General features: G+C 71.4%; 12 protein-coding genes. 8 read left to right on the top strand and 4 right to left on the bottom strand.

What is annotated here, in order from left to right; translation table 11 throughout:
• Positions 1–24: 24 nt before the first annotated feature.
• Positions 25–1,185: an alpha/beta hydrolase family protein gene (locus tag WFJ17_RS07720; RefSeq protein WP_251439594.1), complete on the bottom strand. Its 1,161-nt coding sequence runs from the start codon at positions 1,183–1,185 to the stop codon at positions 25–27.
• Positions 1,186–1,210: 25 nt separating this feature from the next.
• Between WFJ17_RS07720 and WFJ17_RS07715 the strand changes: the two genes are divergently transcribed.
• The 4 genes from WFJ17_RS07715 (at position 1,211) to WFJ17_RS07700 (ending at position 6,455) form a co-directional block, all read left to right on the top strand.
• A complete protein-coding gene (locus tag WFJ17_RS07715; protein ID WP_251439592.1) occupies positions 1,211–1,792 on the top strand; it encodes a DUF3000 domain-containing protein in 582 nt (193 codons plus the stop codon).
• The gene (locus tag WFJ17_RS07710) at positions 1,785–2,981 is read left to right on the top strand and encodes an HRDC domain-containing protein (RefSeq protein ID WP_251439590.1); all 1,197 of its coding nucleotides are present in this window, start codon (positions 1,785–1,787) and stop codon (positions 2,979–2,981) included. Before WFJ17_RS07715 ends, WFJ17_RS07710 begins: the two co-directional genes overlap by 8 nt.
• Positions 2,982–3,096: 115 nt before the next feature.
• Positions 3,097–4,302, top strand: coding sequence for a thiolase family protein (locus WFJ17_RS07705; RefSeq protein WP_292880246.1), 1,206 nt, complete (start codon positions 3,097–3,099; stop codon positions 4,300–4,302).
• 8 nt (positions 4,303–4,310) lie between these two features.
• On the top strand, positions 4,311–6,455 hold the full coding sequence (locus tag WFJ17_RS07700; RefSeq protein WP_336648188.1) for a 3-hydroxyacyl-CoA dehydrogenase NAD-binding domain-containing protein: 2,145 nt from the start codon (positions 4,311–4,313) through the stop codon (positions 6,453–6,455).
• Positions 6,456–6,652: 197 nt separating this feature from the next.
• Here the strand turns inward: WFJ17_RS07700 and WFJ17_RS07695 are convergent, their stop codons facing one another.
• The 3 genes from WFJ17_RS07695 to WFJ17_RS07685 are packed head-to-tail and all read right to left on the bottom strand — an operon-like array spanning position 6,653 to position 10,863.
• Positions 6,653–8,293, bottom strand: a complete 1,641-nt coding sequence (locus WFJ17_RS07695; RefSeq protein WP_336648095.1) for a GMC family oxidoreductase — start codon at positions 8,291–8,293, stop codon at positions 6,653–6,655.
• Positions 8,294–8,297: 4 nt separating this feature from the next.
• Positions 8,298–9,194 carry a diacylglycerol/lipid kinase family protein gene (locus WFJ17_RS07690; protein ID WP_336648094.1) on the bottom strand — a complete coding sequence of 299 codons (897 nt, stop codon included), beginning with the start codon at positions 9,192–9,194 and terminating at the stop codon, positions 8,298–8,300.
• 4 nt (positions 9,195–9,198) lie between these two features.
• Entirely contained in the window at positions 9,199–10,863 is a 1,665-nt protein-coding gene (locus WFJ17_RS07685) for an FAD-binding oxidoreductase (protein WP_336648093.1), read from the bottom strand.
• Positions 10,864–10,883: 20 nt separating this feature from the next.
• Between WFJ17_RS07685 and WFJ17_RS07680 the strand changes: the two genes are divergently transcribed.
• The 4 genes from WFJ17_RS07680 to WFJ17_RS07665 all read left to right on the top strand — a co-directional run bounded on the left by WFJ17_RS07680 (position 10,884) and on the right by WFJ17_RS07665 (position 14,359).
• Positions 10,884–11,483, top strand: coding sequence for a TetR/AcrR family transcriptional regulator (locus WFJ17_RS07680; protein WP_336628262.1), 600 nt, complete (start codon positions 10,884–10,886; stop codon positions 11,481–11,483).
• On the top strand, positions 11,480–13,006 hold the full coding sequence (locus WFJ17_RS07675; RefSeq protein ID WP_336648092.1) for a glycerol-3-phosphate dehydrogenase/oxidase: 1,527 nt from the start codon (positions 11,480–11,482) through the stop codon (positions 13,004–13,006). The genes WFJ17_RS07680 and WFJ17_RS07675 overlap by 4 nt, the downstream gene beginning before the upstream one ends.
• A 58-nt stretch (positions 13,007–13,064) precedes the next feature.
• Positions 13,065–13,757, top strand: coding sequence for a TetR/AcrR family transcriptional regulator (locus WFJ17_RS07670; RefSeq protein ID WP_336648091.1), 693 nt, complete (start codon positions 13,065–13,067; stop codon positions 13,755–13,757).
• Between the two features lie 68 nt (positions 13,758–13,825).
• The gene (locus tag WFJ17_RS07665) at positions 13,826–14,359 is read left to right on the top strand and encodes a hypothetical protein (protein WP_251439567.1); all 534 of its coding nucleotides are present in this window, start codon (positions 13,826–13,828) and stop codon (positions 14,357–14,359) included.
• Positions 14,360–14,372: the final 13 nt, after the last annotated feature.

The raw sequence follows: 14,372 nt of genomic DNA, 5'->3' as shown, positions 1-14,372 counted from the left end.
TCTCGCGGTCGGATAGGGATTCGGTCAGTCGGCGAAGCCGTGCTCGCCGAGCCAGTCGGTGATCGCGTCGGTCCACCGGTTCTGGTCGTAGTTCCACAGCTTGGTGTGCCGGGCGCCGGTGAAGGGCGGCATGGTCACCAGATCGGGACGGGCCGCCGCGAGGGCGTGCGACGCGTCCGCGGGCACGAACCCGTCGTCGTCGCTGTGCAGCAGCAGGATCGGGACGTCCAACTCCGCAGAGCGCGCGACCATGTCGAGCGCGTCGAACGGGATCGCCTGGTCCGCGCCGCTCAGACGTGCCGACCAGGGCTGCCCGAGGGCGTCCATCGCCAGTTGCGGAAGCGGATCCGGCAGTCGCATCGCCCGCGCCTGGTACCGCAGCACGGTCCGCCAGTCCACGACCGGCGAATCCAGGATCATGCCGACGACCGCGCCGCCGTGGTCCGAGGAGACGAGCGCCTGCAGCGCGATCGCGCCGCCCATCGACCACCCCATGAGCAGGATCCGCTCCGCCCCGTGACGCAGCGCGTAGGCGATCGCGAGATCGACGTCCTGCCATTCCGTGCTCCCGAGACCGTACGAACCCGGGCGCGTGCGCGGCCCCTCGCCGTCGTTGCGATAGGACGTCACGAGCACCGGCAGCCCGGCCGCGTGCAGCACCGGAACGGCGCGCAGGCACTCGGAACGCGTCGCGCCGCGCCCGTGCACCTGCACCACCCAGGTCGTCGACTCCGCCGGGAACAGCCAGGCCGGGCAGGGCCCGGCGGGCGTTCCGATCAGCACGGACTCGTACGGCACGTGGACTTCCCCGGGCGCCAGGTAGTAGTAGCCGCTGAACGCCGCACGCCGGCCGATCTCGGCTCCGGGGGCGATCTGCGTCAGAAGCTTGCGTCGCACCGTGCGCGCGTCCGCGTGCAGCACGGCGCCGAGCTTGACGTAGCCCGGGGTTCCCTCCACGTACAGGCCGTAGCTGCCGGGCAGCTCGGTGTCCGGGGTGCGCCCCAGCTCGATCGTCTGCGCGCCGGTGTCGACGGCGAGCACGTCGGTGTCGTTCTTGCGCGGCGCCGGGGTGACGACCTCGCGCGCGATCCGCAGCACGAGGGCTCCCCCGATCGCGGCGCCGAGAGCCGCGACCCCCGCGAATGCGATCGCGCCGACCGTCGCGGCGTGCCTGAGACTCTTCATCGCCTCCTGACTCTAGTCTGTCCGCGTGAGCGCTCATCCCGGACCCGACGGCGTCTTCGCGCATGCCGCCGAGCAGTTGCGAGCGCTGGGTTTCCGGCCCGACATCGTGGTGCGCGAGATCCCCGCGCCTTCCGGTCTCGCCCCGGACGCTCTGGCGTTCGCGGCCGACGTGCGGCCCGACGAGAACGGCGACTCGCTGTACGGGACGGGACGGTTCGTCCTCCTGCACGATCCCTCCGAACCGGATGCCTGGGGCGGTCCGTGGCGCATCGTCGCCTTCGCCCAGGCGCCCCTGGAACCGGAGATCGGCACGGATCCGCTCCTCGCGGATGTAGCGTGGTCCTGGCTGATCGATGCGCTGGCTTCCCGCGGCGCGTCGCACCACTCCGCGTCCGGCACCTCGACGAAGACCCTCTCGAAGGGGTTCGGCGGGCTGGCGGCGGAGGGCGATGGCGCTCAGATCGAACTGCGTGCGTCGTGGTCGCCGACGGGCCCGCTCGCCCCGCACGCAGAAGCGTGGGCGGAGCTGGTCGGAATGCTGGCGGGACTGCCGCCGGGCTCAGAGGACATCGCCGTGTTCGGCGCCAGGAGAACCATCCGTGACTGACTACGTCGTCATCGACAACGACGAGGCCTTCGCCGCCGCCGCGCAGGAGCTCGCCGCAGGACAGGGCCCCGCCGCCGTGGACGTGGAGCGCGCCTCCGGCTTCCGCTACTCGCAGCGGGCGTATCTGGTGCAGGTGTTCCGGCGGGACGCCGGCGCGTTCCTGTTCGATCCGATCGGGATCTCGTCTTTCGCGCCGCTGCAGGAGGCGATCGGCGCCGAGGAGTGGGTGTTCCATGCGGCGAGCCAGGATCTCCCCTCCCTCCACGAGCTCGGGCTCGCACCGGCCCGCGTCTTCGACACCGAGCTGGCCGCCCGCCTGCTCGGCTACGAGCGCGTCGGCCTCGCGGCAGTCGTCGAGCGAGCGCTCGGCATCGTGCTGGCGAAGGAGCACTCCGCGGCGGACTGGTCGACCCGCCCGCTGCCGAATGCCTGGCTCGAATACGCGGAGCTCGATGTGCTGCATCTCATCGACGTCCGCGACTTCATCGCCGCCGAGCTCGAGGAGTCCGGGAAGACCGCGTTCGCCGCCGAGGAGTTCGAGGCGACCAGGCTCCGCCAGCCCAAGCCTCCGCGTGAGGAGCCCTGGCGTCGCCTGAGCGGACTGCATCAGGTCCGCGGAGCGAAGAATCTCGCCGTCGCCCGCGAACTCTGGGAGGCACGCGAGGAGTTCGCCCGCGAGTCGGACGTCTCCCCCGGCCGCCTCGTGCCCGATCGCGCCCTCATCGCCGCCGTGCAGGCCAATCCGCAGAACAAGGGCGCGCTCGCCGCGGTGTCGGCCTTCACGGGACGCGCCAGCCGCAGCCAGCTCGACCGCTGGTGGGCGGCGATCGAGCGCGGACGCGAGCGCACCGATCTCCCCCGTGAGCGCGTGCCCAGCGACGCGCCTCCCCCGCCCCGCGCGTGGGCGGACCGGAACCCCGAGGCCGACGCCCGGCTGAAGGCGGCACGGGCGGCGGTCGAGGCCCGCGCCGAGGAGCTCGGCATGCCGACCGAGAACCTCCTGACCCCCGACACGCTGCGACGTGTGGCCTGGGAGCCGCCGACGGAGATCGACGCAGCGTCGATCGGCGGGGCCCTCGCCGCGCGCGAGGCGCGCGCCTGGCAGATTGAGGAAACCGCACAGCGGATCGCCGATGCTTTTGTCGAAGCTGCGCAAACGCCGGACGAGGCGTCCGGACCCGCTTCGTAGGTTCAGCCCAACCGATTCGTCGGCGCATCCCCCCTCGCTCCTAGGCTGAGTGCGACCCTGAAATCTGGAGGCCCTGCGCTCGCGCGGTCTTCGAACCTGGATGTGTGGAGGCAGAGTGGCCGAGATCTCGGACGTCTTCTTCGTCGATGGAGTGCGCACCCCCTTCGGGCGCGCCGGCGAGAAGGGCATGTACTGGAACACCCGCGCGGACGACCTGGCCGTCAAGGCCACGATCGGCCTGATGGAGCGGAACGCGAACGTCCCTCTGGACCGGATCGACGACGTCGCCATCGCGGCGACCTCGCAGACGGGCGACCAGGGCCTCACCCTCGGCCGTTCGGTCGCGATCCTCGCCGGGCTCCCGCAGACGGTGCCCGGCCTGGCCGTCGAGCGCATGTGCGCCGGCGCCATGACCAGCGTCACCACGATGGGTGCATCGATCGGCGTCGGCATGTACGACCTCGCCCTCGCCGGCGGCGTGGAGCACATGGGGCACCACCCCATCGGCGGCAACGCCGACCCGAACCCGCGGTTCGTCGCCGAGAAGATGGTCGACCCGGGCGCCCTGAACATGGGCGTGACCGCGGAGCGCATCTTCGACCGCTTCCCGCACCTCACCAAGGAGCGCTCCGACCGCTTCGGCATGCTGAGCCAGCACAAGGTGCAGGCCGCGTACGACGCCGGCAAGATCCAGCCGGACCTCGTGCCCGTCGCGATCAAGGGAGCCGACGGCGCCTGGGGTCTCGCGACCGAGGACGAGGGTCGTCGCCCGCAGACCACGATGGAGGATCTGGCGAACCTCAAGACGCCGTTCCGTCCGCACGGCCGCGTGACCGCCGGTACCTCCTCCCCGCTCACCGACGGCGCGACCATGTCGCTGCTCGCCGGAGGCGGCGCCGTCAAGGAGCTCGGCCTCGCCCCGAAGATGCGCATGGTCTCGTTCGCGTTCGCCGGCGTGCAGCCGGAGATCATGGGCATCGGTCCGATCCCGTCCACCGAGAAGGCCCTCAAGAAGGCCGGCCTCACGATCTCCGACATCGGTCTCTTCGAGCTCAATGAGGCGTTCGCGATCCAGGTCATCTCGCTGCTGGACCACTTCGGTATCGCCGACGACGACCCCCGGGTCAACGCCTGGGGCGGCGCGATCGCGCTCGGCCACCCGCTCGCCGCCAGCGGTGTGCGGCTGATGATCCAGCTCGCCGCGCAGTTCGCGGAGCGTCCCGACGTCCGCTACGGCCTCACCGCCATGTGCGTGGGGCTCGGCCAGGGCGGCTCGGTCATCTGGGAGAACCCCTACTTCGACGGCAAGAAGCGGAAGTGAGTGCAGGAATGACGAACTACGACGCCATCGACTTCTCGCCCATCATGGCCCTCACCGAGGGCGAGGTCGTCACGCACTCCCCCGTGCGCGACGTGCGCCTGCCCTCCGGCAAGGTGCTCGCCCTCATCACCCTCGACAACGGCCGCGACCACACGCGCCCGAACACGCTCGGCCCCGCGACGCTCACCGAACTCGGCGAGACGCTCGCCGGGCTCCGCGCCCGGGCCGGCGCGGGTGAGATCGACGCGGTGGGCATCACCGGCAAGCAGTACATCCTCGCCGCCGGTGCCGACCTCTCCGACATCAGCAGGGTCGGATCCCGCGACAACGCGCGCCTCATCGCGCAGCTCGGCCACAAGGTGCTGGGTTCCCTCAGCACGCTCGGAGTGCCGTCCTTCGCGTTCGTGAACGGCCTCGCCCTCGGCGGCGGCGTCGAGATCGCGCTCAACTCCACGTACCGCACGGTCGACGCCTCGGCGGCGGCCATCGCCCTGCCCGAGGTGTTCCTCGGGATCATTCCGGGCTGGGGCGGCGCCTCACTGCTGCCGAACCTCATCGGCATCGAGAACGCGCTCGAGGTCGTTATCTCGAACCCGCTCAAGCAGAACCGCATGCTCAAGCCGCAGCAGGCCTTCGAGCTCGGCATGATGGACGCGATCTTCCCCGCCGCGAACTTCCTCGAGGACTCGCTGCGCTGGGCGGACGCGGTGCTCGGCGGCAAGAAGGTCGAGCGGAAGAACGAGCCCGGCAAGATCGAGCGTCTCACCAAGTGGCCGATCGCCATCAAGATGGCCCGCGGCATGCTGGAGTCGAAGATCGGCACCGTGCCCCGGTCTCCCTACGTGGCCCTCGACCTGCTCGACAAGGCGAAGAGCGGGAGCAGGGAGGAAGGGTTCGCCCGGGAGGACGAGGCCCTCGCCGACCTCGTCACGGGCGACCAGTTCGCCGCGTCGATGTACGCGTTCGATCTCGTGCAGAAGCGCGCCAAGCGCCCCGTCGGCGCGCCCGACAAGGCGCTCGCGAAGAAGGTCACCAAGGTCGGCATCATCGGCGCCGGCCTCATGGCGAGCCAGTTCGCGCTGCTGTTCGTGCGGAAGCTCCAGGTGCCGGTGCTCATCACCGATCTCGACCAGGCGCGCGTCGACAAGGGCGTCGCCTACATCCACGACGAGATCGGCAAGCTCGAGGCGAAGGGCCGCCTGGACGCGGACTCCGCAAACAAGCTGCGAGCCCTCGTCACCGGGACGACCGACAAGAGCCTCTATGCCGACTGCGACTTCGTGATCGAGGCCGTGTTCGAGGAGGTCGGCGTGAAGCAGGCGGTGTTCGGCGAGATCGAGAAGATCGTCGCCGAGGACGCCATCCTCGCGACCAACACGTCCTCGCTCTCGGTCGAGGAGATCGGATCCCAGCTCGCTCATCCCGAGCGGCTGGTCGGCTTCCACTTCTTCAACCCGGTCGCGGTCATGCCGCTGATCGAGATCGTGAAGACGCCGACGACCACCGATGCCGCACTGTCGACCGCCTTCGTCGTCGCGAAGGGCCTGGGCAAGAACGCGGTGCTCACCGCCGACGCCCCCGGCTTCGTGGTGAACCGCCTTCTCGCCAAGGTCATGGGCGAGGCCGCGCGCGCCGTCTACGAGGGCACGCCCGTCGCCGACGTCGAGAAGGCCTTCGGACCGCTCGGGCTGCCGATGGGACCGTTCCAGCTCATCGACCTGGTCGGCTGGAAGGTCGCCGCGCACGTGCAGGACACCATGGTGCACGCGTTCCCGGAGCGCTTCTACGCGAACGAGAACTTCCACGCGCTCGCCGATCTGCCCGAGGTCGTCGAGAAGGACAAGGGCGGCCGGGTGACCGGCTTCACCAAGGCCGCGGACAAGCTCGTGAAGCAGGCCGCGGGCTCCACCCCGACGCCCGCCGCCGAGATCCTCCGCCGCGTGCAGGACGGGCTCGCGCAGGAGATCAAGCTCATGCTCGACGAAGGCGTGGTGCCCGAGGTCGAGGACATCGACCTGTGCCTCATCCTCGGCGCGGGCTGGCCGTTCATCGACGGCGGCGCCTCGCCGTACCTCGATCGCGAGGGTGCGTCGGAGCGCGTGTTCGGCGCCACGTTCCACACTCCGGCGATCCGCGGCATCGCGAGCGCCTGACCCTCGAGGTCGTTGACGAGGACGCGCGTCGCGCGACCGAGACGAAACGCGGTTCCCCTCAGGCCCGGCCTGCAGGGAACCGCGTTTCGTCTTGCTCGGCCTGCGGCCGTGCGCGCTCAACGACCCCGGGACGCCGTCTGCTCCGGCCGTGCTCGCTCAACGGCCCCCGGGACGCCGTCTGCTCCCGCCGTGCGCGCTCAGCGACCCCGAGACGCGGCCTGCTCCGGCCGGGCATCGGGCTCGCCTCGGCGCGGCCAGTACGAGAGTGCGCGCTCCGCGAGGGCGGTGATCGTGAGTGAGGGGTTGACCCCGGGGTTCGCCGGCACCGCGGAGCCGTCGACGACGGAGAGTCCGGGATGTCCCCACACCCGGTGGTAGGGATCGACGACGCCGTGTTCGGGGGCGTCGGAGAGCACCGCTCCGCCGAGGAAGTGGGCGGTGAGCGGGATGCCGAACACCTCCGGCCAGGATCCGCGGGCATCGGCAGGCACGCCCGTCTCCGCGGTCATGCGTCTCGCGATCGCCTCCGCCGCACGGTGCGCCTCGGGAAGGTGGCTGGGATTCGGCGCGCCGTGGCCTTGGGCACTGGTGAGCACGTCCCTGCCGAACCGCCGACGCAGCGACAGCGTCAAGGAGTTGTCCGCGTTCTGCATGACGAGGGCGATGATCCCGCGTTCGCTCCAGCGGCGCAGCGACCCGAGCCGGAGCTGCCGGATCGGATGTCTCAGCGCCGCGCCGCACAGCGCGCCGAGCCGTCGAAGCAGCGGACGATCGCCGGGCACCAGGACGGTCGCCAAGGCCCCCATGAGGTTGGATCCGGGACCGTAGCGCACGTTCTCGACATGCGTGCGGTCGTCCACATGGAACGAGGTGGTGATCGCCACGCCGCGTGCGTACTCCGCGCCGGCCGGCACGGCGGTGGAGACCGCCCCGTCGAGCGCCTCCGAGTTGGTGCGGGTGAGCCGGCCGAGCGCATCCGGGATCCGCGGCAGCGCGCCGGAGGCCTTCATCCGGTGCAGCAGCTGCTGGGTGCCCCACGTGCCCGCCGCGAAGACCACCTGCTCGGCGGTGACGGTGCGCGTGCGACCTCGGCCCCAGGCGCCGCTGCGGCGGGTCGTGACGGAGAATCCTCCCTCCGCGCGCTCGCGCACCTCGACGACGGTGCGGAGCGCCTCGACGACGACGCCGCGTCGCTCCGCGAGCGCGAGGTAGTTCTTCACGAGGGTGTTCTTCGCGCCGACGCGGCAGCCCACCATGCAGTTGCCGCAGAGCGTGCAACCGGTCCGTGCGGGACCCTCGCCGCCGAAGAACGGATCCTCGACGGTCTCGCCGGGTCTGCCGAAATACACGCCGACGGGTGCCCGTCGGAAGGAAGCGGCGACCCCGAGATCCTCGGCGGCACCGGCCATGATGCGCTCCACCGGCCCGGTGTGCGGATAGTGCTCCACCACGCCCAGCATGCGCTTGGCCGTCGCGTAGTGCGGGCCGAGTTCGTCCTGCCAGGGCGCGATACTGGCCCACTGCGGGTCCTCGAAGAAGGCGGCTCCGGGCTGATAGAGCGTGTTGGCGTAATTGAGCGATCCGCCGCCGACGCCCGCCCCGGCAAGGATCATCACGTGCGGGAGCCGATGGATCCGCTGCACGCCGAAGCAGCCGAACGCGGGCGCCCACAGGTAGCGCCGCACGTTCCAGTTCGTCCTGGCGAAGTCCTCGTCCGCGAATCGGCGCCCGGCCTCGTAGACCCGCACACGGTATCCCTTCTCCGCCAGCCGGAGGGCCGCGACGGAACCGCCGAATCCGGATCCGATCACCACGACATCCTCGTCGAAGTCCGTCATCGTCTCAGTCCCCTTCCGGAACCAGGATCGTGAGCGCGCCCGGGCGCACCCGGATCGTGCAGCCTCGTTCGGCGATGCGCTCGCCGTCCGCGTAGACCACGAGGTCGGCTGCCTCGACCTCGATCTGCCGCACCCGACGGTGCGCGACCTCCCGGCGTTCGAGGTGACGACCGGCGAGGAGCAGCGGGAACAGGCGCACCAGCGTGTGCCGACGCAGCGGCGCGACGTGCACCACGTCCAGCAGCCCGTCGTCCGGGAGCGACGTCGGGGTGATCGGCATCCCGCCGCCGTAGCTCGTGGTGTTGCCGACCGCGATCAGCGTGCCCGGCGCATCGTGCAGGGCCTCCCCGTCGCAGGCCAGCCGGAATCGGGTCGGCGCGAGCCGCGCCAGCTCGACGAGGATCGCGAGGTAGTAGCGAGCGGCGCCGCGGGGCCACCGGAGCCGATTGGTGCGATCGCTGACCTTCGCGTCGAAACCGAGCGCGGCGACCGTCAGGAACGGAACCGTGCGGGAGCCCGTCACGATCTCGCCCACGTCGATCCGGCGAGGACGGCCGTGCAGGGCGAGGAGCGCCGCCTGCGTGGGATCGTGCAGCGGCAGCGCCAGAGCGCGTGCGAGGTCGTTGCCCGTGCCCGCGGGCACGAGAGCGAGCGGCACCGTCGCCTCGATCAGCTCCGGCAGGACCTCAGAGACGGTTCCATCGCCTCCGACGACCACGATCGCATCCGGCTGCTCCGTCAGCGCCGTCGCGATCAGCGCGCGGGTGTCCGCGGCGGACGCCCCCGCATGGACGTGTACCTCTGCTCCCGACGCGCGCAGGGCGGCCACGGCGGCGTCGGCGGCCGCGGCGCCGCGCCCCTTTCCGGAACGGGGGTTGGCGATGAGCGAGATCCTCGGCACGCGGCTACTCTCCCGGATGTTCCGCGACCGCGACGGATCCGAGCACGGCGCCGGGGTTCATGATGCCGTGCGGGTCCAGTTCCCGCTTCACCGCCCGGAGGATGCGGATGCCCGTCACCCCGATCTCCTCGGCGAGCCAGGGCGCGTGATCACGGCCCACCGCGTGATGGTGGCTGATCGTGCCTCCCGCGGACATGATCGCGTCGCCGACGGCGTGCTTGACCCTCGCCCACGCCGGGAGCGGCTCGTCGCCGAGCGGCGCCAGCACGGTGAAGTACAGTGACGCACCGGTCGGATAGATGTGGGAGATGTGGCACATGACGAACGCCTTGCGCCCGGACTCGGCGAAACCCGACTTGATCGTCGTGGTCACCGCATCGCGCAGGCCGGCCAGGCGCGACCAGGTCGTGGCGGTCTCGAGCGTCTCGCAGAAGACGCCGGCATCGAGCAGCGCATCACGGAGGTAGGGACCGTCGAAGCGGGTGCGCAGCCAGTCCTCCGCTGCGCCCTCGCCGAGCGACGTGCCGCCGGCGGCCTGCAGCGCCGCGGCGGTGCGGGCGCGCCGCGCTGCGACATCCTCACCCTCGAACACCGTGACGACGCTCGCCCCCTTCGCGAGTGCCTTGCCGATCTTGCCGACCTGCGCGAGACTCACCCCCGTCTCGGTCTCGTCGGAGAGCCGGATGACGGTCGGACCACCGCCGTGCTGCGCGATGTGCCGCAGGGCCGCGGCACCGGCGGCGAAGTCCGGGAACGTCCAGGATTCCAGTACCCGTTCGGCCGGCACGGGATGCACGCGCACGCGCACCTCGGTGATGACGCCGAAGATGCCCTCGGATCCGAGGAACAGGCGCACCAGATCGGGTCCTGCGGCGCTCCCCGGCGAGCGGCCGAGGTCGATGTCGCCCGTCGGGGTGGCCACCCTGATGCCGGTGACCATCGCTTCGAAACGCCCGTAGCCGGCCGAGTTCTGCCCGGACGAGCGCGCCGCGGCGAATCCGCCGATGGTCGCGTAACGGAAACTCTGCGGGTAATGGCCGAGTTCCATGCCCTGCTCGGCGAGCAGGCGCTCGGCCTCCGGCCCCGTCGTGCCCGCGGCGAGCACGGCCTCCGCGCTGATCGCGTCGTAGTCGAGCAGACCGCTGAGCCGGCCGAGATCCAGGCTCACCACCGCGCGCTGTTCCCCGCGTTCGGGGTCGAGGGCGCCGACGACGCTCGTCCCGCCGCCGAACGGGATGACGGCGATGCCGCGCTCCGAGGCCAGGCGCAGGCACGCGGCGACCTCGTCGTGACCTCCCGGCGCAAGGATCGCGTCCGGCGCGGCCTGGACCACGTCGCGGCGCCGCAGCAGATCCGGTGTCGACCGGCCGCCCGCATGCCGGATGCGGCTCTCGGCATCCGTGCGGACGTGCTCGGCGCCGAGCAGGGCACGGAATGCGTCGAGATCCGAGGCGGTGAGCGCGGGATCGTCGAGCCGCACCTCATCGAGCGCGGGTCCGGGTGCAGGGCGACGCACACGGCCCAGCAGGAGCGGCAGCAGGGACCGCACGGCGAAGGGCAGCGCATCCGCGCGCGCCGGGTCGCCCCAGCCGTCCCAGCGCATCGGCGCGACCTCGGTCATCGCCACAGCGTCGTCGCTCCCGCCGGGTCTGCCGCTCTCGGTCCTCATGCGTTACAGTGTGACAGATCATGACAAAACGTCAAGACGCTTTCGATCCCGCGCTCCCCTCCTGGGACGCGACCCAGACGCGGATCCTCGACGCCGCCGACGCCCTCATCGCGTCCCGCGGCGTGCACGGCGTGACGATCGCCGAACTCGCCCGGCGCGCCGGAGTCAGCCGCCCGACGATCTACCGCAGCTGGTCGGACGCCGACGACGCGGTGCGGTCCGCGCTGCTGCGCCGCGTCGTCGGCATCCTCACGGCGTTCGATGAGCCCGCGACCAGTCGATCCGAGATCGTCGACGACGTGCTGCGCTTCGCCGCCCGGTTCCGCGCCGATCCCGTCTACCGGCATCTGCTGGAGGAGGAACCGGCGTCGTTCACCCGCTACACCCTGGAACGGGTCGGATCCAGCCAGCGGGCGATCCTCGCCTGGCTCGCCGTCGCGATCGATGCGGCGCAGCGCGGCGGCTCCGTGCGTCGCGACGATCCGCAGGCCATGGCCGTGATGCTGCTGCTCATCACGCAGTCGGCGCTGCTCTCGCACAACACGGTGAGCGAGCTGATCGATGAGGCGTCCTGGGAACGCGAACTGCGCGCCGCTCTGGAGGGGCTGCTGCGACCGTGACCGGATCCTCGAAGCTCGACGCCGCACGACGTCGCCGCGAGCTCGCGCTCGCCGCGGAGCAGGTGGCCGATCTGCTCGTCGTGGGCGGCGGAATCACCGGCACCGGTGTCGCGCTCGACGCGGCCGCCAGAGGGCTGAGCGTCGTACTCATCGAGGCCGAGGACCTCGCGTTCGGCACGAGCCGCTTCAGCTCGAAGCTCGTCCACGGCGGGCTGCGCTACCTGGCGACCGGCGACGTCGCGACGGCGCGGGAGAGCGCGGTCGAGCGGCATCTGCTGATGACGCGGATCGCCCCGCACCTCATCCGTCCGATGCCCCAGCTGCTCCCCTTCTCCCCTGCCGTGACCATGCGGCAGCGCGCCGTGGGGGCGGTCGGTTTCACCCTCGGCGACCTGCTGCGGCTTCGTGCCGGAACTCCCGCGGCGGTGCTCCCCGGACCTCGTCCGATCTCGGCGCGCACGGCACGGCGGATGGTCCCCGCACTCGATCCGGTCGGCCTGCACGGCGCCGTGCTCGCCGCCGACGGCCAGCTCGTCGACGACGCGCGGCTCGTCGTCGCGGTCGCGCGCACCGCGGCGGCGCATGGTGCGCGGATCCTCACCCGGGTGCGCGCGCTCAGCCTGCATCGCCACGGGGCCCATGTGGAGGATGCGCTCTCCGGCGAGAGGCTCGAGCTGCGCGCACGAGCGGTGGTGAACGCCACCGGCGTCTGGGCCGGGCAGCTCGACGACGCGATCAGGATGCGTCCGAGCCGCGGCACGCACATCGTGCTCGACGCGGAAGCGCTCGGCGGACCGACCGCGGCACTCACGATGCCGCACCCGGGATCGATCAGCCGTTTCGTGTTCGCGCTCCCGCAGCAGCTCGGGCGCGTGGTCGTCGGGCTCACGGACGAGGACGCCCCCGGCCCCGTTCCCGCCGTCGCCGCGCCGACCGAAGCCGAGATCCGTTTCCTGCTCGACACGCTCAACCCGGGGCTGCGCACCCCTGTGCGGCGGGATCAGGTGCGCGGCGCATACGCGGGCCTCCGTCCGCTGGTGGGCACCGATGCCGCATCCACCGCGGACATCTCACGACGTCACCTCGTCGCCCTGTCGGACGGCGGCTTCGTGAACGTGCTCGGAGGCAAGCTCACCACCTATCGGAAGATGGCGGAGGATGCGGTCGATCGAGCGGTCGCTCTCGCGGCACTGCCGGCCGGCCCCTCACGCACGGCCCGGCTGCCGCTCGTCGGTGCGATCGCGGCGCCGTGGCCCGGGAGGGGCTCGCTCGGCTGGCGGTACGGAGCCGAAGCGGAAGGGATCCTGGCCCGGGCCCGGTGCGCGGATCCTCGCGCACAGGTCGCACCGGGTCTCGACATCACGCGCGCGGAAGTGGAGTTCGCCGTGCGGGCGGAGGGTGCGCTCACCGCCGCCGACGTGCTCGACCGCCGCACGCGCATCGGCCTCGTCGACGACGATCGCATCCGCGCGCACGACGCGGTCACGTCCCTGGTCGCCGAGACGCTGGCCGACCTCGCCTGAGCGACCCCGCGCTGACGTCCGGTTGGACGCGACGACTCCGCAGGAGTATTCTTTGAACATGTTCAGTTCATCGGCGGACGCCTCCCAGAAGCCCCTCACCCCCAAGGCGGAGGCGACCAGGGCGCGGATCCGCGACGCGGCGATGGCCTCGTTCGTCGAACGCGGCTATCCCGACACCACGATCCGCCTGATCGCCAAGGAGGCCGGCGTCTCCGTCGGCAACGCCTACTACTACTTCCCCTCCAAGGAGCACTTGGTCCAGGAGCTCTACGACCAGCAGCAGCGGGACCACGGGGCGGCGGCGCGCCCGCGGCTGGACGGAGTGACCGGGCTCGTCGACCGCCTGCGCGTGTTCTTCGAGACCGGACTCGAGACGGTCGGCGCGTATCGCGCGGTGGCTCCGGGGTTCCTCAGCGCGATGGTCTCCCCCGACTCGCCGATCAACCCGCTCTCGGTGGAGTCGTCCCCCGCGCGCGACATGACCATCGGGCTGCTCCGCGAGGTCGTCGGCGGGGCCTCTCATCGCCTTCCCGAGGACATCACCGAACGCCTTCCGGAGGCGCTTTTCCCGATGTACCTGGCCCTGATCCTACGGTGGACCTACGACGAGTCGCCGGGGCAGGCGAAGACGACGCGTCTGCTGGACACCGGCCTACGGCTGTTCGCCGTCGCGCTGCCGTTCCTGCGGGTTCCCGGAGTTCGCGGCGTCACGCGCGATCTCCTCGACCAGATCGCGGACGTGCGGCCGTGAGCTCCGACACCGTTCGGCCCACGCCTCCGACGCAGGCCGGGTCCTCTCTCCGGACGCGGACGAGACCGATGGCGTTCGACTCCGGCGAGTTCGCGAGCGGCGCGGCACGCGCGGTCGCCCTGCACTTCGCGCTCTTCGTGATCCTCTCCGAGCTGGCGAGCCTGGTCATGGGGATGGTCCATGACGGGCCCTCGATCGAGGTCTTCTTCTCTGCGCTGGGCGGCTCGATCGGACTCGTGCTCTTCGTGGGCGCCTACGCCGTTCCCTTCAGCCTGATCGCCACGGTGATCGGGATCCTCCCCGCTCTCCTGTTGGGACGCGCGCTGGTCCGGGTCCGGACGTTCCGCACGCACCTGCTGGCCTGGTGCGCGTTCGGCACCGTCTTCTCGGGCGCCGTCTCGCTCGCCATCTCACATCTGCTGTTCCGGGACCAGATCAGCCTGATGAGCGCGTTCCTCGTCACCGGCTTCCTCGCCGGCAGCGCGGCCATCCCGCTCGGGTGGGCGAGAACCGCCTCCATCGCGCTGCGCGCCGACCGCGGGCTGAAGACCCCCGCGTGGTTCCGCCGCCGTCGGCGAATCCCCGCGACCGCCTCTCGGTGACCTCCGAGCTTTC

Source organism: Microbacterium sp. MMO-10 (assembly GCF_037148715.1).
In the GTDB taxonomy this organism is placed as follows: Bacteria; Actinomycetota; Actinomycetes; order Actinomycetales; family Microbacteriaceae; genus Microbacterium.
Note: the sequence above shows the minus strand (reverse complement) of the source record. Positions and strands in the feature narration are given on the sequence as shown.